Here is a 26,928-nt window from a genome sequence, read left to right on the forward strand (position 1 = left end):
CAGCAGGCAGTCGAAACCGAAACGCCCGTGAGGCGTCACCGATTCACCGATAGGAGCCCAGCAAAATGACCCAGCAGCATCCGTTTCCGATGTTTCGTCCGCGCGCCTGCTTCGTCGCGCTCGCCGGCGCGTTCGCGCTGTCGGCCGCGCTGCCCGCGTTCGCGCAGCAGACCGCGGTGATGGCGGTGGATTCGACCTTCACGACGATGGACCCGTACGACGCGAACGACACCGTGTCGCAGGCCGTCGTCAAGTCGTTCTACCAGGGGCTGTTCGGCTTCGACAAGGACATGAAGCTCGTCAACGTGCTCGCGACCGGCTACGAGGCCAGCCCCGACGCGAAGACGTACACGATCAAGCTGCGCCCGGGCGTGAAGTTCCACGACGGCACCGATTTCAACGCGGCGGCCGTGAAGGCCAACTTCGACCGCGTGACCGATCCCGCGAACCACCTGAAGCGCTACAACATGTTCCGCGTGATCGAGAAGACCGAGGTCGTCGATCCGACCACGGTGAAGGTCACGTTGCGCGAGCCGTTCTCGGCGTTCATCAACACGCTCGCGCACCCGTCGGCCGTGATGATCTCGCCGGCCGCGCTGAAGAAGTGGGGCCGCGACATCGCGCTGCATCCGGTCGGCACCGGGCCGTTCGAGTTCGTCGAATGGAAGCAGACCGACGACCTGAAGGTGAAGAAGTTCGCCGGCTACTGGAAGAAGGGCTATCCGAAGATCGACGCGATCGACTGGAAGCCGGTGGTCGACAACAACACGCGCGCGGCGCTGATGAAGACGGGCGAAGCCGATTTCGCGTTCCGCATTCCGTTCGAGCAGGCGGCCGACCTGAAGGGCAACGCGAAGGTCGACGTCGTCGAGCGGCCGTCGATCGTGCAGCGCTACGTCTCGCTGAACATGCTGCAGAAGCCGTTCGACAACCCGAAGGTGCGCCAGGCGCTGAACTACGCGGTGAACAAGGAAGCGCTCGCGAAGGTCGCGTTCTCCGGCTTCGCGACGCCATCGACCGGCGTGGTGCCGCAGGGCGTCGATTACGCGACGAAGCTCGGCCCCTGGCCGTACGATCCGGCGAAGGCGCGTGCGCTGCTGAAGGAAGCCGGCTATCCGAACGGTTTCGAGACGACGCTGTGGTCCGCCTATAACAACTCGACGTCGCAGAAGGCGATCCAGTTCGTGCAGCAGCAGCTCGCGCAGGTCGGCGTGAAGGTGCAGGTGCAGGCACTGGAAGCCGGCGAGCGCGTCGCGAAGGTCGAGAGCGCGCCGGATCCGGCGAAGGCGCCGGTGCGGATGTACTACATCGGCTGGTCGTCGTCGACGGGCGAGGCGAACTGGGCGATCACGCCGCTGCTGGCCGGCGCGTCGGCGCCGCCGAAGCTCGTCAACACCGCGTACTACAAGAACGACACGGTCGACGGCGACCTGACGAAGGCGCTCGAGACGGTCGACCGCACGAAGAAGGCCGAGCTCTACGCCGACGCGCAGAAGCAGATCTGGGCCGATGCGCCGTGGATCTTCCTCGTGCAGGAGAAGATCGTGTATGCGCGCAGCAAGCGGTTGCAGGGCGCGTACGTGATGCCGGACGGCTCGTTCAACTTCGACGAGATCTCGCTGAAATGACGGCGGTTTGCCCGCCACGCAGTGCCGGCGGCGCGAGCCGCCGGTGCGCTGATTCGATCGGTGTCCCATGCTGAATTTCCTCGTCAAACGCCTGTTCGGCCTGCTGCCCACGCTCGCGATCGTCGCGGTGCTGGTGTTCCTGTTCGTGCACCTGCTGCCGGGCGACCCGGCGCGGCTCGCGGCCGGTCCCGAAGCCGACGACGCGACGGTCGCGCTGGTGCGCGCCGATCTCGGGCTCGACCGGCCGCTGCCCGCGCAGTTCGCGAACTTCTTCACGAAGATCGCGCACGGCGATTTCGGCATGTCGACGCGCAGCAAGCGGCCGGTCTCGACCGAGATCGGCGAACGCTTCATGCCGACGCTGATGCTGACGCTCGTCAGCATGGTGTGGTCGACGCTGCTCGGCATGGCGATCGGGATCGCGTCGGCGGTCTGGCGCAATCGCTGGCCCGATCGCCTCGGGATGACGATCGCGGTGTCGGGCATCTCGTTTCCCGCGTTCGCGCTCGGCATGCTGCTGATGGAAGTGTTCTCGGTGAAGCTCGGCTGGCTGCCGGTCGTGCCGGACGGCTCGTGGAAGAGCTACGTGCTGCCGTCGCTGACGCTCGGCGCGGCGGTCGCGGCCGTGATGGCGCGTTTCACGCGCGCATCGTTCGTCGAGGTGCTGAACGAGGACTTCGTGCGCACCGCACGCGCGAAGGGCGTGCACGAGCCGATGGTCGTGCTCAAGCACTGCCTGCGCAACGCGATGATCCCGGTCGTCACGATGATGGGGCTGCAGTTCGGCTTCCTGCTCGGCGGCTCGATCGTCGTCGAGGTCGTGTTCAACTGGCCGGGGCTCGGCCGCCTGCTCGTCGACGCGGTGACGATGCGCGACTACCCGGTGATCCAGGCGATCGTGCTGCTGTTCTCGCTGGAATTCATCCTGATCAACCTGACCGTCGACGTGCTGTACGCGGTCATCAACCCGACCATCCGGTTCAAGTGAGGCGCGCATGAACGCGACTGTCCAGACCGCGGCGCCGGCCGCACCGACCGCGATCCGCACGCCGTGGCGCGAATTCTGGCGCAAGTTCCGCAAGCAGACCGTCGCGCTCGTCGCGGGCGGCTTCGTGCTGGCGCTCGTCGTGCTGGCGTTCGTCGGCCCGCACATCGTGCCGTTCGATCCGGAGAACTATTTCGACTACGACGCGCTGAACGCGGGGCCGTCGGCCGTGCACTGGTTCGGCGTCGATTCGCTCGGCCGCGACATCTTCAGCCGGATCGTCGCGGGCACGCGCATCTCGCTCGCGGCCGGCTTCTTCTCGGTGGCGCTCGGCGCGGTGATCGGCACGTTCTTCGGGCTGCTCGCCGGCTACTACGAAGGCTGGTGGGACCGCATCACGATGCGCATCGCCGACGTGCTGTTCGCGTTCCCGGGCATCCTGCTCGCGATCGGCGTGGTCGCGATCCTCGGCAACGGGATGGTCAACGTGATCTGCGCGGTCGCGATCTTCAGCATCCCGGCGTTCGCGCGGCTCGTGCGCGGCAACACGCTGATGCTCAAGCACATGACCTACGTCGAGGCCGCGCGCAGCATCGGCGCGTCCGACTGGACGATCATCATGCGGCACATCCTGCCGGGCACCGTGTCGTCGGTCGTCGTCTACTTCACGATGCGGATCGGCACGTCGATCATCACCGCCGCGAGCCTGTCGTTCCTCGGGCTCGGCGCGCAGCCGCCGACGCCGGAGTGGGGCGCGATGCTCAACGAGGCGCGCGCGGACATGGTGACGGCGCCGCACATCGCGGTGTTCCCGAGTCTCGCGATCTTCCTGACCGTGCTCGCGTTCAACCTGCTCGGCGACGGGCTGCGCGACGCGCTCGACCCGAAGCTGGAGCGCCGTTGATGCGGGCTGCACCGATGTGGACGGCGACGCTGCCGGCCGGGCCGCGCGGCACGATCGCCGACGTGCCGGGGGTGACGGTCGGCCATTGCACGCTGGATGCCGGCAACGTGCAGACGGGCGTGACCGTCGTGAAGCCGCATCCGGGCGACGTGTACCGCAGCAAGGTGCCGGCGGGGGCCGCCGTGATCAACGGTTTCGGCAAGAGCGTCGGGCTCGTGCAGGTCGACGAACTCGGCACGCTCGACACGCCGATCGCGCTGACCAACACGTTCGGCGTCGGCGCGGTCGCCCAGGCGCAGATCCGCGCGGCGATCGCGGCGAATCCGCGGATCGGCCGCGACTGGTCGACCGTCAATCCGCTCGTGTTCGAGTGCAACGACGGTTACCTGAACGACATCCAGGCGTTCGCGGTCACCGCCGCGCATTACGACGACGCGTGCCGCGCGGCGTCGCGCGACGTCGTCCGCGGCGCGGTCGGCGCCGGGCGCGGGATGTCGTGCTTCGACCTGAAAGGCGGGATCGGTTCGGCGTCGCGCGTGGCCGTCGCGGCCGGCCGCCCCTATACGGTCGGCGCGCTCGTGCTCGCGAATTTCGGCCGGCTGCCGATGCTGACGCTCGGCGGCGTGCCGCTCGGGTGCATCGTCGCGCAACGGCGCGCGGCCGAAGCGGCGCACGCTGCGCCGCCCGAGCAGGGCTCGATCATCCTGCTGCTGGCCACCGATGCGCCGCTCGACGCGCGGCAGCTGTCGCGGCTCGCGCGTCGCGCGGGGGCGGGGCTGGCCCGTACGGGCTCCGTCTACGGGCATGGCAGCGGCGACATCGCGCTCGCGTTCTCGACCGCCTACACGATCGCGCACGACGCGTCGACGATCGCGCTGCCGGCCCTCGTCGCGGATGCGGCGCTCGATCCGCTGTTCATGGCCGCGGCCGAAAGCGTCGAACACGCGATCGCCGACGCCTTGCTGCAGGCGGTGACGGTCGCCGGGCGCGACGGCCACGTGCGGCAAGCGCTGCGCGACGCGGTGCCCGATCTCGCCCGGCTGTTCAACGAAAACAACGAAGGACGTTCGACCCAGTCATGAAGATCCTGATCTCGACCGACATCGAGGGTGTCGCCGGCGTATTCGCCGTCGAGCAGACGCGCGCCGGCAATCCGGAATACGAACGCGCGCGCCGCTGGATGACCGCCGAGGCGAACGCGGCGATCGAAGGCGCGTTCGCGGGCGGTGCGCAGGCCGTCTGGGTCAACGATTCGCATGGCGGCTTTCGCAACCTGCTGCCCGACGGACTCGATGCGCGCGCACGCGTCGTGCTCGGCAAGCCGCGCCCGCTCGGGATGATGGCGGGCCTCGAACAGCAGCCCGATCTCGTGTTCATGATCGGCTATCACGCGAAATCGCAGACGCGTGGCGTGCTCGCGCACACGATCAACAGCTTTGCGTTCACACAGGTGTGGCTGAATGGCGTCGAGCTCGGCGAGGCCGGCCTGTACGGCGCGCTGGCGCGCGAATACGGCGCGCATGTCGCGCTCGCGACCGGCGACGACGTATTCGCCGACGAAACGCAGCCGCTGTTTCCGGACGCGCGTTTCGAGACGGTCAAGACGGCCGGCGGCGCGTCGAGCGGCGAGACGCTGACGCCCGCCGCCTCGTGTGCGCGGATCGCGACCGCCGCGCGCGAAACGGTCGCGCGGGCGCTGTCGGCCGGCGTGCGCGCCGGCGCGCATCGACCGGCGCCGGCGGCGTGCACGCTGCGCGTGCAGACGGCCGCGCTCGCCGACCTGTTCTGCGTGCTGCCGTCGCTCGAGCGTGTCGATGCGGTGACGCTGCGTTTCGATGGGCCGTCGGTCGAGCACGTGGTGCGCACGCTGAACAGCCTGTCGGCGATGTCGTTCATGCTGCGTTGACGCGTGCCGTGACGATGTGCGCCGGCGCGCGGCCGAGCGCGACGCGGTCGGGCGGGCCGTCGCGGCGAGCGGGAATGCTTCCATCGTCGCGGCCAGCGCGAGCGGGGTTGCGTTGACCGGACGTGGAGCGGATCGTGGATCATTCGAAGGCGACCGGCCTTTGATATCGGATCATTGATGATGGAATTCGAGCCGTGAGAAATACGCTGCTAGATCCCTACGAACACATTCCCCGGAGCGTGGTCGTGCTCGCCAACGACTTCGCGGCGGGCACGACGTTTCCGGATCACGCGCACGTGCGCGGGCAATTCGCGTTCGCGTCGCGCGGCACGATCAGCGTGTCGACGCCGCACGGGCGCTGGCTGGTGCCGCCGCAGCGCGCGTGCTGGGTGCCGGCCGGCGTGCGGCACGAAATGACGATGGCCGGGCCGGTCACGATGCTCAACGCGTTCGTATCCATCGATGCCGCGCAGGCGGCCGGCCTGCCGGCCCAGTGCGGCGTATATGGCGTGTCGCCGCTGCTGCGGCAACTGCTCGACGATGCGGTCGACCTGCCGGCGATGTACGACGTCGACGGCCGCGCAGGCAAGCTGATGGATCTGCTGGTCGCGGAAATCGCGACGATGCCGCGCCTCTCGCTGCATGCGCCGCTGCCGGCCGACGCACGGCTGGCGAAGGTGTGCCGCCACCTGTTCGCGGCGCCGTCGATCGACGCCGATCTCGACCGGGTCGCGGCCGACGCGGGCGTGAGCCGCCGCACGTTCACGCGGCAGTTCCGCGCGCAGACGGGCGTGAGTTTCGCCGCATGGCGCCAGCAGGTGTGCATGCTCGCGGCGATTGCCCGCCTGACCGACGGGCAGCCGGTGACGCGCGTCGCGCTCGATCTCGGCTACGCGAGCGCGAGTGCGTTCACGTCGGCGTTTCGCCGCATCCTGGGCGATACGCCGAGCCGCTATCTGGAGATGCGTCGCTAGGCGCCGCGACCCGGCGCAGGCTCTGCTGGTACGCGGGCCGCCGCGCCAAAAAAATACGCGTCCGCCACCTTCGGCCAGACGCGTTTAAAGGCACTCTGTCTGAAAAAATGCGCGGGCCGCCGGTTGGGCAGCGTCGCGCATGACGCATTCAATTGTTTCTTCTTACGATTTAATTCTGCCGGTGCGTTGCGGATAACGAAGCATACGCCGCATAACGCGCAAACGATATCGTGTCGGCCCCACGATTGATGTGCTGTTGCAGCACGCGTTTCAATCGCGCGTTCGATATCGGGGCGGAAAGCCGATGGGGCAATCATCCGCAGCCGCGTCGGTCACGATGCGGCGCACCATCGAATGATCGCGACGGCGCATCAAAAACGCCGTGTGGCGCGATGCCTGTCGGGATCGCGCCACACGGCGATGCGGTTGTGCCCGGCGCACAGGGCCGGCAAGCGCCGGCGCGTGCGTCAAACGTCGAAGAACACGGTTTCTTCCGGCCCCTGCATGCGGATGTCGAAGCGGTAGACGACCGGGCGGCCCGGCTGCGCATCGCGTTTCGCGACGAGCGTCGCGCGGCGCTCGGCCGGCACCGCGTTGAGCACGGGGTCGACCGCGTTCGCGGCGGCTTCGTCGTCGAAGTACACGCGGGTGAACGCATGGGTGAGGATGCCGCGCATCATCACGGTCACGTTGATGTGCGGCGCCTCGTCGGCGGCGACGCGGCCCGGCTTCACCGTCTCGACGACGAAGCGCTGCTGCGGGTCGGTGCCCGTGCCGACCCGCGCGAAGCCCGTGAAGCCGGATGTCGCGATGTCGTCGCGCGACGCGGGGTAGCGGCCCGCGCCGTCCACCTGCGTGAATTCGAGCACCGCGTCACCGACCACGTTGTTGTCGCCGTCGAACACCTGCCCGACCAGCAGCACATGCTCGCCTTCGGCGTGCGCCGCGGCGATCGTCGGCGTGAACAGGCTTTTCAGGTCGTAGTCGTATTGCTGCGGGCACAGGCCATACGCGAAGTACGGGCCGACCGTCTGCGAAGGGGTTTGCTTCAGCGTCGTCATGGTTCAGCGCTCCATCGGGGTGGCGTCGCGGCCGCGCAGCACGATGTCGAATTCGTAGCCGAGCGCATAGCCTTCTTCGGTGATGTCCATCGAGAAGCGCGAGATCAGCCGATCGCGCGCGGCTTCCGGCGTGCCCTGGAAGATCGGGTCGTACGCGAGCAGCGGATCGCCGGGGAAATACATCTGCGTGACGAGACGCGAGCCGAAGTAATCGCCGAACAGCGAGAAATGGATGTGATTCGGGCGCCACGCGTTCGGATGGTTGCCCCACGGATACGCGCCGGGCTTGATCGTCAGGAAGCGGTAGCGGCCTTCGTCGTCGGTCAGGCAACGGCCGGCGCCGAGGAAGTTCGGGTCGAGCGGCGCGTCGTGCTGGTCGACCTTGTGCACGTAGCGGCCGGCCGCATTGGCCTGCCACACCTCGACGAGCGTGTTGCGCACAGGCTTGCCGCCTTCGTCGAGCACGCGGCCGGTGACGACCATCCGCTCGCCGAGCGGCTCGCCGTTCTTCACGGCGTTCTTCGTCAGATCGTGGTCGAGCGCGCCGAGATCTTCCGCGCCGTAGACGGGCGCGTACTGGTCGCGCAACTTCTCCTTCAGCGGGATCAGCGGGCGGGTCGGGCCGCGTTTCACGGACGAACGGTACTCGGGGTGGACATAGGCCGGATGCGACGGCCAGTCGCGCGGCGTGAGGATCGTGGGGGAATCCATCGGGCGTCTCCTGATAGGTATTTCGCGAAGTGGATGGCCACGACTTTAGCCAATCCGGAAAGTTATGCAAAATGACCTTTTTTCGCGAATCGCATAACCGTTCGTTATGTTCGTCCCGGCAATGAAAATTCCGCCGGACAGGAAGCCTGTCCGGCGGAAAAAACGATCGGGCTTCGCGTCGTCGGTGACGACCCCGTGCACGGCCCTCCAGCCAGCCCGTCGCTGTTTTTTCTTTTGTTCTCGTTGTTATCCGGTCTCCCCGAGCGTGCCCGTCGTCATGGCTGACGGGCGTCGAACACGATCCCGTCGAATTCGAGCGCCAGCGTGCCGCTGCGCAGCAGGGCCGACGGTGTCGCCGCGTGGCCGGCGCCGAGCACCTCGGCCACGTACTGCGCGCAGAAACCGCGCCGCGCGCGCAGGTTGAAGCGACTGCCGAGCAGCGCATCGATTCGCCGTTCGGCCAGCGCGTGGACGTGGCGTTGCGCGTCGGCCGATGCCGCCGCGACGCGGCGCGCCAGGGCGATGCGTCCGCCGCCGGTCCGGGCGACGAAACGCGACAGCGGCGTGAGCGTCGTCCATCCGAACGCCGTCGACTCCGCGATCGCCGGTTCGTCGCCCGACGTATCAACGACGATGCCGAAGCGGTTGGCCCATGCGCCGGCCGCGCCCGTCGCGGCATCCGGTGCACCGGCTCGCTCGCGGATGAACACGAGATCGCCAACGTGGGCGCCGGCGGCCAGCGTGCGTACGGTGGCGAGCGGCATCGTGCGATCGGTGGCGCGTGCATCGCGCGGGGCGGCGTGGTGCGGTTCGCAGGCGGCTGTGTCGATTCGGGCGGTCATTTCGGCTCCGTCGTTGCATGACAGGACGGAGCGGATTATGCAGACAAGTATCCAAAAGTGCTGATGCGGATACGCGAGTAGCCTAATATCCGACCACGAGCATCATTTTTCGATACCAACATGACCGAGACTGCCCAACTCATCGAAACGCTGAAGCGCCAGCTGAAGGCGCAGGGAATGACTTACCGGGACGTCGCGCGTGCGCTCGACGTCTCCGAGACGAGCGTGAAGCGGCTGTTCGCGAGCGGCCGCTTCACGCTGGAGCGCGTCGCGGAGATCGCGCAACTGCTCGGCTATACGCTCGCCGAGCTCGTGCAGGAAGCGTCGGCGTCCGCGCCGCGCCTGCGCGTGCTGACCGAGGCGCAGGAGGCGTTGCTCGTGTCGGACGAGAAACTGCTGCTCGTCGCCGTCTGCGCGATCAATTACTGGACCGTGCAGGACATCGTGTCGGCCTATCGGCTCACGCAGGCCGAGTGTGTGAAATATCTGCTGATGCTCGACCGGATGAACGTGATCGCGCTGTTGCCCGGCGACCGGATTCGCGTGCGCGTCGCGCGCGATTTCGACTGGCTGCCGGGTGGCCCGATTCGCCGCTACTTCCATGCGCACGTGCTCGACGACTTTCTCGGCAGCCGCTTCGACGGCCCGGGCGAGACGATGACGTTCCTGCAGGGGATGCTGACCGACGCGGCCGCCGCCGAGCTCGAACAGGAACTGCGGCGGCTCGCCAGCAAGGCCGCGGCGCTGCATGCCGAGTCGTCGTCCGCGCCGCTCGGGCAGAAGCACGGCACGGCCCTGCTGATCGCGAAACGGATCTGGGAGCCGACCGGATTCCACGCGCTGCGGCGCCACGGGTGACGTCGTCCCGAACGCTTGGGCCTTTCCGGAAAGTTATGCAAAATGGCGATTCATCGTCATTAACATAACCACCCGTTATGAATAACCGTATCGCCGACGGCCGTGTCAAATTCCGGCACCTGCAGTGTTTTCTCGCGGTCGCGCAGCTGGGCGGCGTGCAGAAGGCGGCCGAAAGCCTGTCGATCACGCAACCGGCCGTGTCGAAGACGATCGCCGAGCTGGAGGCGATCCTCGGCGTGAAGCTGTTCGAGCGCGGCCGGCACGGCGCGCAGCCGACCCGCGAAGCGCAACTGTTCATGCCGCACGCGAATGCGTGCGTGCTGGCGCTGCGTCAGGGCGTCGGGCTGCTGGCGCGCGAGGGCGGGGCCGCCGCCGCGACGCTGGAAATCGGCATGCTGCCGACCGTCGCGGCCTCGCTTGCGCCGGCCTTGATGAAGGCGTTGACCGCGCGCTGGCCGCGTATCGTCGTGCGGATCGCGACGGCCGCGAACGCCGAGTTGCTCGAGCGTCTGAAATCCGGGGCCATCGAATGCGCGATCGGCCGGCTGTCGGAGCCGGAGCGAATGATCGGGCTCGCGTTCGAGCAGTTGTACAACGAGCCGCTCGTCGCGGTCGTGCGCGCCGGGCATCCGCTGCTCGCGAGCGTGGCGCCGGCCGCCGAGCTGGCGCGCTATCCGGTCGTGCTGCCGCCGTTCGGCACGTTGATCCGCCAGTCGGCCGAGCAACTGCTCGGCGCATGCGGCGCGCCGCCGCTGGATTCGTTCATCGAGGTGCTGTCGGTATCGGTTGCGCGCGCGCTGGCGCTCGAGAACGACGCGGTCTGGTTCGTGCCGCTCTATGCCGCCGAATACGATCTGTCGGCCGGTGCGCTGGCGCGCCTGCCGCTGCCGTCGGCGGGCACCGACGAGCCGGTCGGGCTCGTGCTGCGTACCGATGCGCAGCCGTCGCCGGTCGCGCGGACGCTGATCGACGCGATGCGCGACATCGCTCGGTCGCGGTTCGGCGATGCGCGACCGCATCGGGCACCACGCACGGCGCGCAAGCCTGCTCGCGGCAAGCGTTGATCCATCGGGCCTGGCGATGCGCCGGACCCGATCTCCTTTCTCTTTCTTGCTGCGGGACTGGCCATCCGGTCAGTAGCCGTCATCGGGTGCTTGGCATATCGTACCGTTTTTGATACGATTGGCGACAAGACGATGGCGAGACAGCAGATTCAGGTCACGCTCGGCGTGCGGTTCTTCCGGACGGCCCGCGGCCACGAGCCGGTGCGCGAATGGCTCAACGCGCTCGGGCGAGTGGAGCGAAGGGCGATCGGCGAAGAGATCAAGACCGTTCAACTCGGCTGGCCGCTCGGCATGCCGCTGGTCCGGAAGATGGCGAAGGATCTGTGGGAGATCCGCGTGACGGTGCCGGGGCGAAGCGCACGCGTGCTGTTCACGGTCGTCGGCGACACGATGGTGCTGCTGCACGGCTTCTTCAAGCAGTCGCGGGCCACGCCGTCGGACGATCTCGACGTCACCGTCGCGCGCCTGAAAACGCTGACGCGCGCCATCTGAATTCCCCGGTTACGCTGGAGCACACCGTCTTCGACGGTCGGGCAGCCGGCAACGCCATGCACCTGGAGTACGACATGACGACCACGAACAATCCGTATATCGGCAGCGATTTCGACGCCTTCCTCGAAGCGGACGGCAATCTCGAAGCAGCCACCGCCACCGCGATCAAGCGCGTGATCGCGTGGCAGATCGGGCAGGAAATGAAGGCGCAGCACATCACGAAAACGGCGATGGCCGCGCGGATGAAAACCAGCCGCGCCGCGCTCAACCGTCTGCTCGACGAAACCGACACGAGCCTCACGCTGGCGACGCTCGCGAGCGCGGCCGCCGCGCTCGGCAAGCGGCTCAGTTTCGAGCTGGTGCCGGCCTGACCGGCGCGAACGAATGGCGCGCGGACGGAGCGACGTGATTGTTCGCGCGGCGGGGCGGCGAGCGGGCCGGTGCCGGCCCGCGTGCGCATGCCGGGTCATCGACGCGCACCGGTGACCTGCAGGTAAAGCAACGCACAGCCCGCGAGCAGCAGCGGGCACAGGAAATACCAGCCGGTCGTCACGAACAGCCCGGCCACCGCAATGAGCGAAATCCATGCGCAGCGGTACGCGATGCCGCCGCGCGGCAGCAGCTTCAGCGCGGCCGCCGCGCCCAGCCCGTACACCATCACGAAACAGCCGGACGTGACGAGCACGAGCGGCTTCGGCCCGACGTCCGACAGCGCCGTGGCGGCCAGCGCGACGGCCGCGAGCACGGCGATCACGCCGAGGCTGCGGCGCGGCACGCCGCCGACCTGGCTGCCTTGCGCGAGCCACGCAGGCAACGCGCCATCGCGGCCAAGCGCCGCGCCGAGTTTGGCCGCGCCCGCGAAATACGCGTTCATCGTGCCGAGCGTGAGCAGCAGCGCGGCAGCCGCCGCCAACACCTGCGCATGGCCGCCGATGCCGCCCGCGATCAGTTCGGCGAGCGGCGCGCCCGATGCGCCCGCGGAAGGCCCGAGCACCGTCACGCTCGCGGCGGCGACCGACAGATACAGGAACCCGACGACCACGACCGCGATGCCGGCCGAACGCGGCATGTCGTGTGCGGGCCGGCGGAATTCGGCGGCGAGATGTGTGATCGCTTCCCAGCCGGCGAAGCTCCACACGAGCAGCGCGGCGGCCTGGCCGACCGCGAGCCAGCCGTGCGGGGCGAACGGATGCAGGTTCGCGGTGCGCGCATGCGGGGCCGACGCAAGCACCGCGGCGAGCAGCAGCGCGACGAGCAGCACCGACAACACGAGCTGCATGCGGCCCGACACGGTGACGCCGAATGCATTCGCGGCCGACACGGTCGCGATCAGCGCGGCGGCCGTGACGATGATCGTCGTGTGTCCGCCGCCCGTGACGGCCGCGACGTATGCGCCGCCGAACATCGCGGCAGCCGGCGCGCCGGCCGGCACCGCGAAATAGAAGCACCAGCCGACGATGGCCGCGGCCTTCGGGCCGAATGCGCGCCGCGCGTAGGTGGACACACCGCCCGCATCGGGATAGCGGGCGCCGAGTGCGGCGAAGGTGGCCGCGAGCGGCCCGGACAGCACGACGAGCGCCGCCCACGCGAGCAGCGAGGCCGGCCCCGCGACTTCGGCGGCGAGCGCGGGCAACGCGATCACGCCGGTGCCGAGCACCGCGCCGATATAGAGCGCGGCGCCCTGGAAAATGGTCAGCGAACCCGCGTGATGGGCAGCGGGCGAATCGGCATGCGAAGGCATGAGCGGCAGTCTCCGGAAAACTTGTTCTGTATGGACGACGCGCGCAAGCTCGCGCGGTCGATCGTTCGATGCTACCCGAACGATGGCGACCGCGCGGCCCCGCGTTCAGTAGTCTGGTGCCGCGTGGCTGTCAGCCGATGTCAGCAGGAACGCGCGAGCCGCAGCCGTGCGTCCTCGCGCGCGGCGGGCGACAGGTCGGCTGCGTAGTGGAACGTACCCGATACCAGCGACGCGACGGGCACGCCGTCGCGAAACAGCACGCGATTGCCGGCCAGCGCCGGCACCTTGTCGCCGGGCAGCAGCGTGCCGGCGAGATTCAGCGGGTCGGCGCCCGTCACGCACACGTATTGTCCATCGCCCGGTTGCCGTCGCAGTTCACGCAGGATCGGAATGGCCTCGGGCAGCGCGAACTGCTCGCCCGCGAGCCCGGCGACGAAGCGGCCGCCGCGAATCTCGCCGCGTGCTTCGAGGCGCTGCAGCACGCGCACGAGTTCGCGCCAGCTCGGCAGCCAGTCGGCTTCGCGTTCGAGCAACCGCCAGAACACGACGCCGTAGCGGCGCAGCAGCGTCCACACGATATGTTCGAGCGCGTCGGAATCGGTCGTGGCGAGGCCGCGTTTCGGCGCGGGCGCGTCGTCGTCCGACGGTGCCTGACGCTGCACGAGCGCCCAGCGGCCGGCATCGTCCATCCCGCCGATCAGCGCGCCGCCGCGTCGCGTGCGGGGCGCATAGGTCGCGCTGCGCTTGACGGCCGGCTTCAGCAGCGCGCGCAGGCCCGCGTAGCTGTCCGCATTCACGAGGCCGGCCGACACGAGTTCGCCGAGCGCCTGTTCGAGCTCGACGGGCAGCATGTGTAGCTCGTCGAGCAGGGCATCGAAGAACATCGCGCCGTGCGCGGCGAGCGCGTCGCGCACTTGCGTGGCGCGTGCGGACAGCGCCGGTTGCGCATCGGGGTCGCGCAGCGCGTGCCACGCGGAAAGATGGCGGCGCGGCAGCAGCACGATCGGCGTCGTCTTCACGGGCGTGCCGGCCGCGCGGGCCGGTGCGCCGATGCGGGTCCACACCAGCTTGCCCGAGCGGCACAGCTCGTCGAGGCCCCCCGCCGTGTAGTCGGTGAGCCGCGCGGGCAGCAGTGCGTCTTCCCATGCGCTTGCCGCCGCCTCGTAGCCTTCGAGCTGTTCGACCACGGCGGCCAGCGCGTCGCGGCCGGTGCCGCGCGTGTCGGGTGTCAGGTGCTGCCAGTGGAACAGGAAGCGCATGAAATCGGCGCGTTCGACCGGCTCGATCTCGCGACGCAGCCGCTTCACCGTATAGCGATGAATGCGTGCGAGCAGGTGGCGTTCGCACCATTCGTCCGTGGCCGCGCCCGGCGTGAAGCGTCCGCGCATCACGTAGCCTTCGCGCTCCAGCGCCGCGAGCGCCGTCGCGATCGACGCGGGCGGCAGGCCGAGCGGCGCGGCGATCGCATCGAGCGTGAGCGGCCCGAAGCCGGTGAGCCGCGCGCGGATCACGTCGACGAGTGCGGCATCGGCTTCCCACGGCTGCGCGCATGCCGCCGGCACCTTGAGCGCGGGTGTCATGCGGGCGTCGGGATGCAGCGCGCGCAGGCAGACGAGCCGTTCGACCGGTACCCACAGCGCGGCGCCGCCCGGCGTCGCGAGTTTCGTCGCGCGACGGCGTTCCGCGAGTTCCGCGAGTCGCTCGGGCCAGCCTGCGTGCGCGTGCGCCTCGCTGTCGGCGACGCAGGCGAGGGTGAGCAGCGCATCGTGCATTTCGTCGGCGTCGCGCACGAGCGGCCACGCTTCGTCGCGCACCGCGTCGATCGCGTCGACGTCGAGCGCGCCGAGATCGTCGGCCGATTCGGGATCGCTCCAGCGGCGCGACTGCACGGCCTGCGTGCGGCGCTCCTCGAGCGGCGCGTCGTCGAGGAACGCGTAGGGCTTCGCGTTGAGGATCTCGGCCGCGAGCGGCGACGGCGCGGGCAAGTCGCGCGCGATGAGTTCGATCGCGCCGCTTTCGATCCGGCGCAGCAGCGCGAGCCAGCCGTCGGTGTCCATCGCGTCGTGCAGGCAATCGTCGAGCGTCTGGTCGACGAGCGGATGATGCGGAATCTCGCGTTCGCCGACGATGTTCTCGAGGCACGCGACCTGATCGGGGAACACCGTCGCGAGCAGATCGTCGCTTTTCATCCGCTGCAGTTGCGGCGCGGTGCGCCGGCCGCCGGTGAAACGCGGCAGCGCGAGCGCGGTGGTCGCGTTCCAGCGCCAGCGCACGCCGAACATCGGCGCGTCGAGCAGCGCCTGGATCAGCACGTGCTCGGCGCTGGCCGAACGCAGGTAGCGCCACACTTCGTCGAGCGCGAAGCTGTGCGCGAGCGACAGCGACAGGATGATCGCGTCGTCGGTCGCGGCGGCCTGCAGTTCGAAGTTGAAGTTGCGACAGAAGCGCTTGCGCAGCGCGAGCCCCCATGCGCGATTGATCCGGCTGCCGAACGGCGAATGGATCACGAGCTGCGTGCCGCCCGATTCGTCGAAGAAACGCTCCATCACGAGCGTGTCCTGCGTCGGCAACGCGCCGAGCGCAGCGCGGGTGCGCGCGAGGTAGTCGGCGATCTGGCGCGCGGCGTCGGGCGACAGGTGGAGATCGTCGACGAGCCAGCGCAACGCGGGCGCGAGGCGGCTGTCGGCGGGGGCGAGCGCGGTGCCCGTTGCGGCTGGCGCGTCGGCTTCCGTTGCCGCATTGCTCACCGCGTTGCCGCCGGCACGCTTGCGCCCGCCGCTGTCGACCTGCCGGTCGCCTTCCGCGAACAGCGCGTCGAGCCGCGCGCGCAGCCGGCCGACCGCCGCCGACAGCTCGTCGCTGCGCCCAAGCCCCTCGCCGAGCCAGAACGGAATGCTCGGCGATTGCCCCTGCGCATCCTCGACCCGCACGCGGCCCGTTTCGACACGAATGATCCGGTACGACTGGTTGCCGAGCTGGAACACGTCGCCGGCCAGGCTCTCGATCGCGAAATCCTCGTTGACGGTGCCGACCTGGATACCCTGCGGTTCGAGCAGCACCGCGTAGTCGGCCATGTCGGGGATCGTGCCGCCGGACGTGGTGGCGGTCATCATCGCGTTGCGGCGGCCGCGCACCGTGCCGCCGACCACGTCGCGGTGCAGGTACGCGCCGCGCACGCCGCGACGGCTCGTGAACCCCTCGGCGAGCATCTTCATCACTTCGTCGAAGCGCTCGCGCGTCAGCCGGGCGTACGGCGCGGCCCGCGTGAAGCTTGCATACAGCGCGTCCTCCTGCCATTCCGTGCACGCGACTTCGGCGACGATCTGCTGCGCGAGCACGTCGAGCGGCGCTTCGGGAATCCGCAGCGCATCGAGTTCGCCACGCTGCACGCAATCGAGCAGCGCCGCGCATTCGACCAGCTCGTCGCGCGACAGCGGAAACAGTCGCCCCTTCGGCACGCCGCCGACGTGGTGCCCCGAGCGGCCGACGCGCTGCAGGAACGGCGCGATGCCGCGCGGCGAGCCGACCTGGCAGACGAGATCGACGTCGCCGATGTCGATGCCGAGTTCGAGCGACGCGGTCGCGACGAGCAGCTTCAGTTCGCCGCGCTTCAGGCGCTGCTCGGCGTCGAAGCGGTGCTCCTTCGCCAGGCTGCCGTGATGCGCGGCGATCGCGTCCTTGCCGAGCCGGTCGGCGAGATGGCGCGCCATGCGCTCGGCGGTGCGGCGCGTGTTGACGAACACCAGCGTCGTGCGATGCGCGGCCGCGAGCCCGGCGATGCGGTCGTACACCTGTTCCCACACATCGGTCGCCATCACCGGTTCGAGCGGCACGTTCGGCAGCTCCAGCGCGAGGTCGCGCTCGCGTGTGTGGCCGGTGTCGACGATCGCGCAGTCGCGCGGCGCGTCGGCCGGCCCGCCGACCAGGAAGCGCGCGACCGCGTCGATCGGCTTTTGCGTGGCGGACAGCCCGATGCGCGGCAGCGCGCGCCCGGTCAATGCGTCGAGGCGTTCGAGCGACAGCGCGAGATGGCTGCCGCGCTTGGACGACGCCAGCGCATGGATTTCGTCGACGATGACCGAGCGCACGTTCGACAGCATCTGGCGACCCGACGTGGACGACAGCAGCACGTACAGCGATTCGGGAGTCGTGACGAGGATGTGCGGCGCGCGCTTGCGCAGCGCGGCGCGTTCGGCCTGCGTCGTGTCGCCGGTGCGCACCGCGGTGCGGATCGCCGGCACCGGCAGGCCGAGTTGCGCGAGCGATTCGGCGATGCCGGCGAGCGGCGCGTCGAGGTTCACGTGGATGTCGTTCGACAGCGCCTTCAGCGGCGACACGTAGACGACCAGCGTCGCGTCGGGCAGCGTGCCGTCGTGCGCGAGCGCATCGCGCACCAGATCGTCGAGCGCGCACAGGAACGCGGTGAGCGTCTTGCCGGAGCCGGTCGGCGCGGCGACGAGCGTCGAGCGGCCGGCCTTGATGTGCGGCCACGCGAGTGCCTGCGCGCCGGTCGGCGCGGCAAACGTGCGCGTGAACCACGCGGCGACGGCCGGGTGGAACACGTCGAGCGCACGGGCGGCAGGGCGGGTAGCTGTGACGTCCATCGGAGCGTTGAAATAGGGTGCGAGCGGGATGCGAGCGCGCGGACGCATCGCACGCGAATCGAATCGTCAGTGTGCCAGACGTCGCGGGTGCGTGCCGGGCATGCGTGCCGACGATTCACGCTCAGGTGGGGGCTCGCTGCGCGCTTTCAATGGACCGAAAGTTGCGTGCGCGTCGGCACGCCGATCGCGCACGGAATTGCGTCGAATTGCAACTAGACGCGATGCAGCCAGCCGAGCCACTGTTCGATCAGCGGCGCGCGCGACCACAGCGATTGCGCGAGCCACAGCGTGCCGCCCCAGGCGGCGGCCACGATGATCAGGTCGCAATGCCCGCTGTTCCACAGGTTCAGCGAGTGGCGCCGCCAGATCCACGGTACGCCGAGCGGATTCGGCCAGTCGGCGAGCAGGTGCATCACGCCGCCGCAGGCGAAGCCGAACAGCGGCGCGGCCCACAGCGGATGCGGATGATGGGTGAGCCCGTGCCACCCGAGCGCGAGCAGCGCGACCCAGCCGACGCCCCAGTGCGTGATGGTGCGATGCGTGATCCACAGGCGGCGCTTGCGGCTCCACCATGCGACTTCGAGCCAGTCGGGCGCAGTGCCGCCCGCGACGCCCGCCGCGAACGCGGCGAGCATGCCCGAGTGCCACGGGCCGGTGGCGCCGGTTTGCGCGACGAGGACGGCGGCGGCGACGCCGGCGGCGAAGCCGGATGCGTGATGCGCGTTGTGTGATGCCATACGGAGCGAGACGAAGAAACGTGAAGCGGCGCGTGCACGAAACGATGATGCGGCGCGCAAGCGGGGCGCTATCTTCGCAGATCGGGCCATGCCGCGGGCGAGGCGTTCGCAGATTTTTTTGCACGGGCGGCGAGGCGCGTCGCGCGGTTCGCAACTTTCGGTTTTTGTGCGGTGCGCGAAGGCGCGCGCCGCGGGCGATACCGAACGAGCCGCGTGCGTGTCGCGGCGCCGCAACGTGACCGGGCGCACACAATCGCCACGCTTTCGTCGCCCGTCGCGTGTTCGACCCTTTTTGTCCCCCTATACTACGAAGCCGGCAGATGGTCGTCGGCGCGCCAGCGGCCATCCACGGATCAGGTGCTCGTCGTGCCTGAAGGAGATCCACATGGGGGACATGCAATGACTACGCTGAATCGCTTCAAATCATCCGCTGCCGTGCTGGCGACGGTGGCCGGCATCGGCTTCCTGCCGAACGCGCCCGCTTACGCGAAGGGGCCGCAGCCCGCGGTCCTGACGAGGTCCGCGGTGGCGGTGGCCGACAAGTACAGCGCGGATGCCGCGGAGCGGATCTTCAAGGAGGGCGGCAATGCGATCGACGCGGCCGTCGCGATCGCGTTCACGCTCGCCGTCACGTACCCGGAAGCCGGCAACATCGGCGGCGGCGGCTTCATGACGATCTACAAGGACGGCAAGCCGTACTTCATCGATTACCGCGAGCGCGCGCCGCTCGCCGCGACGAAGGACATGTACCTCGACAAGGACGGCAACGTCGTCAAGGGCATGAGCCTGTACGGCCCGCGCGCGGTTGGCGTGCCGGGCACGGTGGCGGGCATGTGGGAAGCGCAGAAGCGCTTCGGCAAGCTGAAGTGGAAGCAGGTGCTCGCGCCGGCGATCCACTATGCGCGCGACGGTTTCGTCGTCGACGAGCAACTGGCGCAGCGCGGCGTCGACGCGTCGAAGGAGTTCGGCGGCAAGACCAACTTCGACAAGTACTTCTCCGGGCTGAAGGCCGGCGCGAACTTCAAGCAGCCCGATCTCGCCGACGTGCTGACGCGCATCGCGGACGGCGGCGCCGAAGGTTTCTACAAGGGCAAGACGGCCGAACTGATCGCCGCATCGATGAAGACGGGCGACGGCAACGGGCTGATCACGACCGAGGATCTCGCGCAGTACCGCGCGGTGTGGCGCCAGCCGGTGCAGGCGAAGTGGAACGGCTATGACGTGATCACCGCGCCGCCGCCGAGCTCGGGCGGCATCGGTCTCGTGCAGTTGCTGAAGATGAAGGCCGACCTGAAGCAGGACTTCGAGGGCGTGAAGCTCAACTCGCCGCAGTACATCCACCTCGTCGCGGAAATCGAGAAGCGCGTGTTCGCCGATCGCGCGCAGTATCTCGGCGACCCCGACTTCTACAAGGTGCCGATCGCGCAGCTGACCGACGACGCGTACATCGCGAAGCGCGCGGCCGAGGTCAACCCGAAGGAGCCGTCGGACACGAAGAGCGTGCAGCCGGGCCTCGGCACGACGATGCCGGAGAAGGCCGAAACGACGCACTTCTCGGTGGTCGACAAGTGGGGCAACGCGGTGTCGAACACGTACACGATCAACGGCTATTTCGGCTCGGGCGTGATCGCCGACGGCACGGGCATCGTGCTGAACGACGAGATGGACGACTTCTCCGCGAAGCCGGGCGTCGCGAACATGTTCGGCGTGGTCGGCAGCGACGCGAACGCGATCGAACCGAAGAAGCGCCCGCTGTCGTCGATGTCGCCGACGATCATGACGAAGGACGGCAAGGTGTCGCTGGTGATCGGCACGCCGGGCGGCTCGCGCATCTTCACGTCGATCTTCCAGGTGATCAACAACATCTACGACTTCAAGATGCCGTTGAAGGAAGCGGTCGGCGCGATGCGGTTCCATCACCAGCTGCTGCCGCCGAACACGATCTTCTGGGAGCCGTACCATCCGATCGAAGGCGAACTCGCGAAGCAGATCGAGGCACGCGGCTATACGCTGAAGGGGCAGGATTTCAGCGGCGACATCCAGGTCATCAAGATCGACGGCAAGACGCCGGAGGCGATGGCCGATCCGCGCGGACGGGGCGTGACGCGGATCATTCGTTGACTCGTGTACGATCCGTTGCAGTGATCGTGCCGACTCGGGCAGAAGCCGCCGGAATATCAGGCGGCTTTTTTATTGCCTGAATTATTGGCAGGGTGTGTATGTTTGAAATTCAATCGTGTAGGAGCATTTGCCGAATGCATCACCGCTTCAGCAACGCATGCGCCTGCACGATCTGCTCGGCGAGCTGATTGATCGAAATGCGCCGCTCCATTGCCTGCGTGCGGATCTGTTGATACGCCTCTTCCTCGCTGATCGCGTTGTGCTGCATCAGCAGCGCCTTCGCTTCCTGCAGCGTGCGCACGGACATCGCGCGCTGTTCGAGTTGCGCGATACGGCGCCGGTATTCGTCGTGCCGGCGGCTTTGATGACACGCGAGCGCCATCGCGCTCAACAGGCCGAACGAGCGCACCGGCGTCGTGACCGCGCTCTGCGCATCGATGCGCAGCATCAGTTCGAGGATGGTCGGGCTCTCGTAGGTCGTGACGGCGATGAGCGGCGGCCGCGCGTCGTCCTCGAGCCACGGGATCGACAGGTGCAGCAGGTCGGGCCGTACCGCGAGAATCACGAGATCGACGCTTTCCGGCAGCGTCGCGGGCGGCGGCCAGCGCTGCTCGCTCGGGCAGCCGATGCGCGACAGTTGCTCGACGAGCAGCAGGCCGTTGTCGTCGTCCGGGTAGTACACCATCACGCGGAGCGAACGCAGTTCGGCGAGCAGGCGGGGCGTCGAGCGGATCGGGGTGCGGGCGCGCATCGTCGGTTACGCCTTCAGTTCGTCGGGCGCGTGCACGCGGTCGCCGAGCGAGTGCGTGACGAGGTACGGGTCGGGATGCACGCGGCGCGTCGCTTCGCGCACGATCGTGAAATTGCCGTCGGCCGTCGCGCAGCCGATGCGCGGGTACAGGCACGTGTGCTGCGTGAGCCGGTCGATCTTCACGCGGCCCTGCGGCGCATCGAATTCCGCATCCGCGAGATGCTCGACGAGCCGGTCGCGCTGGTCGGTGCCGGCGCGTGCGAGCGCATTGGCGAACAGATGGACCTGAAAATACGCGGCTTCCCACGGCGCGGACGCGCTCGCGTCGTCGCCGAAGCGCGCCTTGAGTTGCGCGATGCAGCGCCGGTTCACGTCGGAATCGATGGTCTGGAAATAGGGTGACGACGTGTAGTGCCCAGCCGCGGCCGCGCCCATCTGGCCGAGCTCGATTTCGGACGTCGTCAGGCTCGCGATCGGCATCTTGCGTGCGTCGAGGCCGGCTTGCGCATACGCGCGATAGAACGCGGCCGTGCTGTCGCCGACCAGCGTGCTGAACACGAAGTCGGGCGCCTTCGCGCGAATGTCCTCGACCACCGCCGCGAAATCCTGCTCGGACGCGACGAGCGGCATGTACACCTCGCCGAGGATCTGACCTTCCGGATGCTGCGTGACGAGGTCGATCATGATGCGGTTCGACTCGTACGGATAGATGTAGTCGGAGCCGACCAGGTACACGCGCGCGCCGAACTGCGCGGTCATGAACGCGGCGAGCTGCACGCTGTTCTGGTTCGGCGCGGCGCCGGTGTAGATCACGTTCGGCGAGAACTCGAAGCCTTCGTAGAGCGTCGGGTAGAACAGCAGCTTGTCCCACTTCTCGACGATCGGAATCAGCGCCTTGCGGCTGCTTGACATGTAGCCGCCGAACAGCACGTTCACGCGTTCGGTGGCGATCAGCTCGTCGGCGAGCCGTGCGTAGACGGCCGGGTCCGAGCACGCATCGCGCACGACGGGCACGATCTCGCAGCCGTTCGCGCCGCCCGCTTCGTTGATCTCGGCGATCGCCTGCAGCGTGCCGCGCAACTGGCTCTGGCCGAGGTGCGACGTGCATCCGCTCTGCGAGAACAATACGCCAACCTTCACACTGTTCATTCGGTCTGTCCTGTCTGTTCCGGGGAGGGCCGTCATGCGCTCAACCGCCCGGCCGCGTGCGCGACGACGGCGGGCAGGGCGTCGCCGGTCGCCGCATGCACGCAGCCGGGGCCGACGCCGAGTATTGTAGACAACCCCGGCGGCGCGCCGAACGACAAACCCGCGATCGCGACGCCGCGCTGCCGGGCCTGGCGCACCGCGTGGCGCGCATCCTCGACGAGATAGCGCGGGTCGAACACGTCGATGTCGGCGGCTTCGCCGTCGCCGATCATCAGCACGGCGGCGCGCATGCCTGCCGCTTCGCGACGCAGCAGCGCAAGCGCGTGACGCAGTGCCGCGCCGGTGCGCGTGCTCATCCCGGCGTCGGCCGCGAGCAGCGCCGCGCGACGGCCGGCGTCGAACGCGTCGCCGAAATCCTTGAAGCGCGCGTAGTACACGCGATGCCGGCCGTCGGACGTGTAGCCGTGCACGGCCCAGCGCCGTCGCTGCCGGTCGAACAGGTCGCCGAGCACGAACGCGGCGCGTTTTTCGAGCGCGGCGACCTGTGCGGCCGTCGATGCGGACAGGTCGAGCAGGATCAGCACGGGCCCGCGCGCGTCGTGGGGCACGCGGCGACGGAACACGCGCGGATCGGGCGCTTGCCTGGCGCGGCGCGCGATGCGGGCGGCAATCGCCGCGTCGACGTCGAGCGCGTCGCCATCGAGCTGGCGGCCGACGCGCCGCATCGGTTCCGACGCACGCGGCGACGGTAGCCGCTTCGCCGTGCGCCGGTCGGCCTCGATCAGCGCGGCCAGCGAGCGCGGCGGAGCCGACGTGACGGGCGCGCGCTCGACGATGGTCGTCCAGTCGCGGCGCTCGCGTCGCGTATGGCAATTCCATTCGGGATAGCGCGGCGCATCGGGTGCCGATCGAGGCTCGTCGTCGGGTTCGTCGCTTTGGCCGCCGGTCGCCGCCGACATCTCGATGCCTGCGTGGCCCGCCTGTTCGGCCGCGGCGGCGGGTTGCGCCCACAGCCACGCGTTGTCGTCGCGATACGGCAGCCACGCGCCGTCGTCGGGCTCGAAGCGCACGCGCATCTGGCCGAGATCGTTCGCGAGCCGCGACGCGATCGTGCGGAATGCGCGGTAGTCGTCGAGCCGGTCGCGCCGTTCCGCGAACCACTGCGCGCCCTTGTCGACCCACGGGTTGCCGTCGCGATACGACGGATCGAACAGCGCCTTCGCGAGCCGGGCGCACAGGCGGCCGAACGTGAGCCCTTCGCGGTCGATCGGTGCGAAAGCCGGCGCCCAGAACGTCGCCAGCCCCGGCCACGTGCGGACGAGCAGCGCCTCCACACGCGCATCCTCGATCAACCCGGCGACCGCGATACCGATCGGCGTCAGTGTGTCGGCCGGTTCGCCCGACGGCGAATGCAGCCAGTGCGCGAGCGCGTGCGCGGCCGCCGCGATGCGCGCGGCGGGCGGCAGCGTACCCGGCACGCGCAGCGCCGCATGGCCGAGCGTCGCACGCAGCGCCGCATCGTCGAGCCGCACGTCGGTCTCGTGCGCGGTCATCCCGTGCAGGAAGCGGGCGAGGTGCAGCGCGCTCATGTCGCGAAGTGCGCGGCGGCCATCGTCTGCAGCGCGGCCCGCGTGTCGGCGTCGTCGGTCGCCGCGTCGCTGATCGCGATCCGGCACGCGTCGAGCGGCGCGAGCCCCGCGACGATCAGCCGGGCCGCGTGCACGAGCAGGCGCGTCGAGGCGCCTTCGTCGAGCCCGTCGCCGGCCAGCGCACGCGTGCGCTGCGCGAGATCGACGAGCCGGCGCGCGGTGTCGCGATCGACGCCGCTTTCGCGCACGACGACCTCGGCCTCGTGCGCGGCGTCCGGATAGCCGAAGTCGATCGCGACGAAGCGTTGCCGCGTCGACGGCTTCAGCCGCCGGTGCTCGCCGTGATAGCCGGGGTTGTACGAGATCACCAGATGGAAATCCGGATGCGCATGCACGACTTCGCCGAGCCGGTCGAGCGGCAGCACGCGCCGCGAGTCCGTCAGCGGGTGGATCACGACCGTCGCGTCGGGGCGCGCCTCGACGATCTCGTCGAGATAGCAGATCGCGCCATGCCGCGCGGCGAGCGTGAGCGGCCCGTCGGCCCAGTAGGTGCCGTCGGCGTCGAGCAGGTGCCGGCCCGTCAGGTCGGCCGCGGACGTATCGTCGTTGCACGCGACCTGGATCAGCGGCAGGCCCATGCGCCACGCCATGTACTCGACGAAACGCGTCTTGCCGCAACCGGTCGGCCCTTTCAGCAGGACCGGCAGGCGCTGGCGGCAGGCCGTCTCGAACCAGTCGGCTTCGGCGCCGGCCGGCTGGTAGAACGGCGCGTCGACGATGCGGTGTCCGGCGAGCGGATCGGCGGCCAGCGGCGTATCGCGTGCGCTCATCACCACCTCCCCGTCATCATCAGCATGCCGGGCAACCAGCAGGTGCCGACACCGATCGCGATCGTGTAGCCGGGCAGGAAGCGTACGCGCCGCTTCAGCCCGAGCGCGACGAAGAACAGGAACCACAGGCTCGACCACAGCAGCCACATCGCACCGAAGCGCACGTCATGCGACGTGCCCGCATAGACGAGCGCGCTGATCGCGACGAACAGGCAGTACCAGCCGAGCCCCGCGCCTTGCAGCCCGCGCCACTGGACGGCCGCGAGATACAGGTACGTGAAAGCGAACAGCAGGCCGCCCGCGCTCGAGAAATACTGCGGGGGCGTCGATGCCTGCACGAGTCCGGCGAGGTTGATCAGCAGCGCGAGCAAGCCGACGAGCAGGTTCAGGCCGGCCGCGTCGCGCGGTTCGATGCGGCCGGTCAGCGCGACGCCGTTGACGACCAGCACCGCGCCGATGAAGAAGAGAGCGACACCGAGCATGATGAAGGCTCCAGAGTGGGGCGGAGCCGTTCGCGCGGGCGGCGCGAACGACCGGGCAATGCGCGGGCTCAGCGGTGCGCGGGCGCTTCGGACGGAATGCCTTCGATCGGGCATTCGGGCGTGCCGGGTGTCGCGCGCGTCAGGCGCTCGACGGCCTGGCGCGTGCCGTCCGGATCGTTCACCCAGTTCGCGTAGAACTCGAACGGGCATTGCGCGACGCCGTTCGGCGATTCGCCGGAGCCGATCTTGCCGGTGTAGCCGCGGTGCAGCAGCTTGTACAGGTGGTTCTGCGACTGCATGTTGCGGCGCGCGTCGCGGATCAGGCTCACCGACAGTTCCGCATACTGCACGCCGTTTTCTTCCTCGCCGCATTCGCCGAGCGTGCGGCCGTCGAAGCCGACGATCGCCGAGTGCCCGAAATACGAATACACGCCGTCGAACCCGGATGCGTTCGCGACCGCGACATAGCAGTTGTTCATGAACGCCATCGCCTTCGACACGAGCACCTGCTGATCCTTTGCCGGGTACATGTAGCCCTGGCAGCGCACGACCAGCTCGGCGCCGCGCATCGCGCAATCGCGCCAGATCTCCGGATAGTTGCCGTCGTCGCAGATGATCAGGCTGATCTTGAGCCCCTTCGGCCCGTCGGCGACGTACGTGCAGTTGCCCGGATACCAGCCTTCGACGGGCACCCACGGCATGATCTTGCGGTACTTCTGCACGATCTCGCCGTGGTTGTCGATCAGCACGAGCGTGTTGTACGGCGCCTTGTTCGGGTGCTCCTCGTGGCGTTCGCCGGTCAGCGAGAACACGCCCCACACGTTGGCCTTGCGGCACGCGGCCGCGAAGATGTCGGTTTCCTCGCCGGGGATCGTCGATGCCGTGTCGTACATCTCCTTCGCGTCGTACATGATCCCGTGGGTCGAATACTCGGGAAACACGATGAGATCCATGCCGGGCAGGCCGCGCTTGATGCCGACCACGCGCTCCGCGATTTCGCGGGCGTTCGCGATCACCTCGGCGCGGGTGTGCAGGCGCGGCATCTTGTACTGGACGACGGCGACGCCGACGGCGTCGTTGCTGCTGGAAATATCGCCATGACGCATGGTGTGCTCCTGGTTCGGGTGAAGACGTGCGTTTTCGAAAGGCAAAAAAAAGCCCTTGCCTCGACGAGCGAGGCAAGGGCTTCTTTGCCGGTCCGTTCATCCGACAACGCTGTCGGATAACGGGAATGCGGATGAGTGGCCGGATGCGCGGCCGGCGAAGCGCGGGCTATCGGGCTCGCGCTGCGCACGATCGTGGGACGTCTTTGTCCGCCGGATCGATGGGATGCACTCTATGCAAAGTTTTTTTCGGACGCAACATCGCGTATACCCCTGCACGTCGTGAAGGCGGGGCGAGCGGCTCGACGTGCGGCCGGGACCGCGCATTGCGTGGCGCGCTCGTGCGGGGTCGGACGCAAGTTTGCCGGGAGCGACGCGCGGCAATCGCGATGAAAC

23 protein-coding genes are annotated in these 26,928 nt (G+C 68.8%); 11 read left to right on the forward strand and 12 right to left on the reverse strand.

The window, feature by feature from the left end; genetic code table 11:
* Window positions 1-65 precede the first annotated feature (65 nt).
* The 6 genes from gsiB (at window position 66) to H0X95_RS13365 (ending at window position 6,397) form a co-directional block, all read left to right on the forward strand.
* Window positions 66-1,628, forward strand: coding sequence for a glutathione ABC transporter substrate-binding protein GsiB (gsiB, locus tag H0X95_RS13340; RefSeq protein WP_006482639.1), 1,563 nt, complete (start codon window positions 66-68; stop codon window positions 1,626-1,628).
* A gap of 67 nt (window positions 1,629-1,695) precedes the next feature.
* The gene (gene gsiC / locus H0X95_RS13345; RefSeq protein WP_006482634.1) at window positions 1,696-2,616 is read left to right on the forward strand and encodes a glutathione ABC transporter permease GsiC; all 921 of its coding nucleotides are present in this window, start codon (window positions 1,696-1,698) and stop codon (window positions 2,614-2,616) included.
* Window positions 2,617-2,623: 7 nt separating this feature from the next.
* Window positions 2,624-3,517: a glutathione ABC transporter permease GsiD gene (gene gsiD / locus H0X95_RS13350; RefSeq protein ID WP_006482629.1), complete on the forward strand. Its 894-nt coding sequence runs from the start codon at window positions 2,624-2,626 to the stop codon at window positions 3,515-3,517.
* Window positions 3,517-4,599 (forward strand): DmpA family aminopeptidase, encoded by a 1,083-nt coding sequence (locus H0X95_RS13355; protein WP_059723258.1) that lies wholly within the window; start codon window positions 3,517-3,519, stop codon window positions 4,597-4,599. The genes gsiD and H0X95_RS13355 overlap by 1 nt, the downstream gene beginning before the upstream one ends.
* Entirely contained in the window at window positions 4,596-5,423 is an 828-nt protein-coding gene (locus H0X95_RS13360; protein WP_034202455.1) for a M55 family metallopeptidase, read from the forward strand. The genes H0X95_RS13355 and H0X95_RS13360 overlap by 4 nt, the downstream gene beginning before the upstream one ends.
* A 194-nt stretch (window positions 5,424-5,617) precedes the next feature.
* Window positions 5,618-6,397, forward strand: coding sequence for an AraC family transcriptional regulator (locus tag H0X95_RS13365; protein WP_006489688.1), 780 nt, complete (start codon window positions 5,618-5,620; stop codon window positions 6,395-6,397).
* Window positions 6,398-6,864: 467 nt separating this feature from the next.
* On the opposite strand, the gene pcaG is transcribed toward H0X95_RS13365, so the two are convergent.
* The 3 genes from pcaG to H0X95_RS13380 all read right to left on the reverse strand — a co-directional run bounded on the left by pcaG (window position 6,865) and on the right by H0X95_RS13380 (window position 9,011).
* A complete protein-coding gene (gene pcaG, locus H0X95_RS13370; RefSeq protein WP_059723260.1) occupies window positions 6,865-7,458 on the reverse strand; it encodes a protocatechuate 3,4-dioxygenase subunit alpha in 594 nt (197 codons plus the stop codon).
* 3 nt (window positions 7,459-7,461) lie between these two features.
* Window positions 7,462-8,169: a protocatechuate 3,4-dioxygenase subunit beta gene (pcaH, locus tag H0X95_RS13375; RefSeq protein ID WP_006489685.1), complete on the reverse strand. Its 708-nt coding sequence runs from the start codon at window positions 8,167-8,169 to the stop codon at window positions 7,462-7,464.
* Window positions 8,170-8,444: 275 nt separating this feature from the next.
* Window positions 8,445-9,011 (reverse strand): YiiX/YebB-like N1pC/P60 family cysteine hydrolase, encoded by a 567-nt coding sequence (locus H0X95_RS13380; RefSeq protein WP_058903026.1) that lies wholly within the window; start codon window positions 9,009-9,011, stop codon window positions 8,445-8,447.
* A gap of 120 nt (window positions 9,012-9,131) precedes the next feature.
* Between H0X95_RS13380 and H0X95_RS13385 the strand changes: the two genes are divergently transcribed.
* From H0X95_RS13385 to H0X95_RS13400, 4 genes are all read left to right on the forward strand, one after another.
* Window positions 9,132-9,869 carry a helix-turn-helix domain-containing protein gene (locus H0X95_RS13385; RefSeq protein ID WP_006481688.1) on the forward strand — a complete coding sequence of 246 codons (738 nt, stop codon included), beginning with the start codon at window positions 9,132-9,134 and terminating at the stop codon, window positions 9,867-9,869.
* Between the two features lie 77 nt (window positions 9,870-9,946).
* The gene (pcaQ, locus tag H0X95_RS13390; RefSeq protein ID WP_058903028.1) at window positions 9,947-10,933 is read left to right on the forward strand and encodes a pca operon transcription factor PcaQ; all 987 of its coding nucleotides are present in this window, start codon (window positions 9,947-9,949) and stop codon (window positions 10,931-10,933) included.
* Between the two features lie 132 nt (window positions 10,934-11,065).
* Window positions 11,066-11,425, forward strand: a complete 360-nt coding sequence (locus tag H0X95_RS13395) for a type II toxin-antitoxin system RelE/ParE family toxin (protein ID WP_012493279.1) — start codon at window positions 11,066-11,068, stop codon at window positions 11,423-11,425.
* A gap of 74 nt (window positions 11,426-11,499) precedes the next feature.
* Window positions 11,500-11,796: an XRE family transcriptional regulator gene (locus H0X95_RS13400; protein ID WP_006479223.1), complete on the forward strand. Its 297-nt coding sequence runs from the start codon at window positions 11,500-11,502 to the stop codon at window positions 11,794-11,796.
* A 95-nt stretch (window positions 11,797-11,891) separates the two neighbouring features.
* On the opposite strand, the gene H0X95_RS13405 is transcribed toward H0X95_RS13400, so the two are convergent.
* From H0X95_RS13405 to H0X95_RS13415, 3 genes are all read right to left on the reverse strand, one after another.
* Window positions 11,892-13,166, reverse strand: a complete 1,275-nt coding sequence (locus tag H0X95_RS13405) for an APC family permease (RefSeq protein ID WP_059723263.1) — start codon at window positions 13,164-13,166, stop codon at window positions 11,892-11,894.
* A 140-nt stretch (window positions 13,167-13,306) separates the two neighbouring features.
* Window positions 13,307-17,770 carry a DEAD/DEAH box helicase gene (locus H0X95_RS13410; protein ID WP_059723266.1) on the reverse strand — a complete coding sequence of 1,488 codons (4,464 nt, stop codon included), beginning with the start codon at window positions 17,768-17,770 and terminating at the stop codon, window positions 13,307-13,309.
* Window positions 17,771-17,982: 212 nt separating this feature from the next.
* A complete protein-coding gene (locus tag H0X95_RS13415) occupies window positions 17,983-18,507 on the reverse strand; it encodes a metal-dependent hydrolase (protein WP_059723267.1) in 525 nt (174 codons plus the stop codon).
* A 399-nt stretch (window positions 18,508-18,906) separates the two neighbouring features.
* On the opposite strand from H0X95_RS13415, the gene ggt reads away from it, so the two are divergent.
* A complete protein-coding gene (ggt, locus tag H0X95_RS13420) occupies window positions 18,907-20,628 on the forward strand; it encodes a gamma-glutamyltransferase (RefSeq protein ID WP_059723271.1) in 1,722 nt (573 codons plus the stop codon).
* A 139-nt stretch (window positions 20,629-20,767) separates the two neighbouring features.
* On the opposite strand, the gene H0X95_RS13425 is transcribed toward ggt, so the two are convergent.
* The 6 genes from H0X95_RS13425 to H0X95_RS13450 form a co-directional block, all read right to left on the reverse strand.
* Window positions 20,768-21,379: an ANTAR domain-containing response regulator gene (locus H0X95_RS13425; RefSeq protein WP_006481676.1), complete on the reverse strand. Its 612-nt coding sequence runs from the start codon at window positions 21,377-21,379 to the stop codon at window positions 20,768-20,770.
* Window positions 21,380-21,385: 6 nt separating this feature from the next.
* On the reverse strand, window positions 21,386-22,528 hold the full coding sequence (locus tag H0X95_RS13430; protein WP_006495016.1) for a transporter substrate-binding domain-containing protein: 1,143 nt from the start codon (window positions 22,526-22,528) through the stop codon (window positions 21,386-21,388).
* A gap of 32 nt (window positions 22,529-22,560) precedes the next feature.
* The gene (locus H0X95_RS13435; RefSeq protein WP_006495015.1) at window positions 22,561-24,117 is read right to left on the reverse strand and encodes a VWA domain-containing protein; all 1,557 of its coding nucleotides are present in this window, start codon (window positions 24,115-24,117) and stop codon (window positions 22,561-22,563) included.
* A complete protein-coding gene (locus H0X95_RS13440; protein WP_006495014.1) occupies window positions 24,114-24,947 on the reverse strand; it encodes a CbbQ/NirQ/NorQ/GpvN family protein in 834 nt (277 codons plus the stop codon). Before H0X95_RS13440 ends, H0X95_RS13435 begins: the two co-directional genes overlap by 4 nt.
* The gene (locus tag H0X95_RS13445) at window positions 24,947-25,429 is read right to left on the reverse strand and encodes an AmiS/UreI family transporter (protein ID WP_006481687.1); all 483 of its coding nucleotides are present in this window, start codon (window positions 25,427-25,429) and stop codon (window positions 24,947-24,949) included. Before H0X95_RS13445 ends, H0X95_RS13440 begins: the two co-directional genes overlap by 1 nt.
* 68 nt (window positions 25,430-25,497) lie before the next feature.
* Window positions 25,498-26,535 (reverse strand): aliphatic amidase, encoded by a 1,038-nt coding sequence (locus H0X95_RS13450; RefSeq protein WP_059723274.1) that lies wholly within the window; start codon window positions 26,533-26,535, stop codon window positions 25,498-25,500.
* Window positions 26,536-26,928 lie beyond the last annotated feature (393 nt).

This window comes from Burkholderia sp. 9779_493 (assembly GCF_015712215.1).
GTDB classification, from domain to species: domain Bacteria; phylum Pseudomonadota; class Gammaproteobacteria; order Burkholderiales; family Burkholderiaceae; genus Burkholderia; species Burkholderia cenocepacia.

Bases quoted from the DNA above. Each gene is read 5' to 3' on its own strand.
- gsiB (WP_006482639.1), top strand. From the start codon at position 66: ATGACCCAGCAGCATCCGTTTCCGATGTTTCGTCCGCGCGCCTGCTTC.
- gsiC (WP_006482634.1), top strand. From the start codon at position 1,696: ATGCTGAATTTCCTCGTCAAACGCCTGTTCGGCCTGCTGCCCACGCTC.
- gsiD (WP_006482629.1), top strand. From the start codon at position 2,624: ATGAACGCGACTGTCCAGACCGCGGCGCCGGCCGCACCGACCGCGATC.
- H0X95_RS13355 (WP_059723258.1), top strand. From the start codon at position 3,517: ATGCGGGCTGCACCGATGTGGACGGCGACGCTGCCGGCCGGGCCGCGC.
- H0X95_RS13360 (WP_034202455.1), top strand. From the start codon at position 4,596: ATGAAGATCCTGATCTCGACCGACATCGAGGGTGTCGCCGGCGTATTC.
- pcaG (WP_059723260.1), bottom strand. From the start codon at position 7,458: ATGACGACGCTGAAGCAAACCCCTTCGCAGACGGTCGGCCCGTACTTC.
- pcaH (WP_006489685.1), bottom strand. From the start codon at position 8,169: ATGGATTCCCCCACGATCCTCACGCCGCGCGACTGGCCGTCGCATCCG.
- H0X95_RS13380 (WP_058903026.1), bottom strand. From the start codon at position 9,011: ATGACCGCCCGAATCGACACAGCCGCCTGCGAACCGCACCACGCCGCC.
- H0X95_RS13385 (WP_006481688.1), top strand. From the start codon at position 9,132: ATGACCGAGACTGCCCAACTCATCGAAACGCTGAAGCGCCAGCTGAAG.
- pcaQ (WP_058903028.1), top strand. From the start codon at position 9,947: ATGAATAACCGTATCGCCGACGGCCGTGTCAAATTCCGGCACCTGCAG.
- H0X95_RS13395 (WP_012493279.1), top strand. From the start codon at position 11,066: ATGGCGAGACAGCAGATTCAGGTCACGCTCGGCGTGCGGTTCTTCCGG.
- H0X95_RS13400 (WP_006479223.1), top strand. From the start codon at position 11,500: ATGACGACCACGAACAATCCGTATATCGGCAGCGATTTCGACGCCTTC.
- H0X95_RS13405 (WP_059723263.1), bottom strand. From the start codon at position 13,166: ATGCCTTCGCATGCCGATTCGCCCGCTGCCCATCACGCGGGTTCGCTG.
- H0X95_RS13410 (WP_059723266.1), bottom strand. From the start codon at position 17,770: ATGGACGTCACAGCTACCCGCCCTGCCGCCCGTGCGCTCGACGTGTTC.
- H0X95_RS13415 (WP_059723267.1), bottom strand. From the start codon at position 18,507: ATGGCATCACACAACGCGCATCACGCATCCGGCTTCGCCGCCGGCGTC.
- ggt (WP_059723271.1), top strand. From the start codon at position 18,907: ATGACTACGCTGAATCGCTTCAAATCATCCGCTGCCGTGCTGGCGACG.
- H0X95_RS13425 (WP_006481676.1), bottom strand. From the start codon at position 21,379: ATGCGCGCCCGCACCCCGATCCGCTCGACGCCCCGCCTGCTCGCCGAA.
- H0X95_RS13430 (WP_006495016.1), bottom strand. From the start codon at position 22,528: ATGAACAGTGTGAAGGTTGGCGTATTGTTCTCGCAGAGCGGATGCACG.
- H0X95_RS13435 (WP_006495015.1), bottom strand. From the start codon at position 24,117: ATGAGCGCGCTGCACCTCGCCCGCTTCCTGCACGGGATGACCGCGCAC.
- H0X95_RS13440 (WP_006495014.1), bottom strand. From the start codon at position 24,947: ATGAGCGCACGCGATACGCCGCTGGCCGCCGATCCGCTCGCCGGACAC.
- H0X95_RS13445 (WP_006481687.1), bottom strand. From the start codon at position 25,429: ATGCTCGGTGTCGCTCTCTTCTTCATCGGCGCGGTGCTGGTCGTCAAC.
- H0X95_RS13450 (WP_059723274.1), bottom strand. From the start codon at position 26,535: ATGCGTCATGGCGATATTTCCAGCAGCAACGACGCCGTCGGCGTCGCC.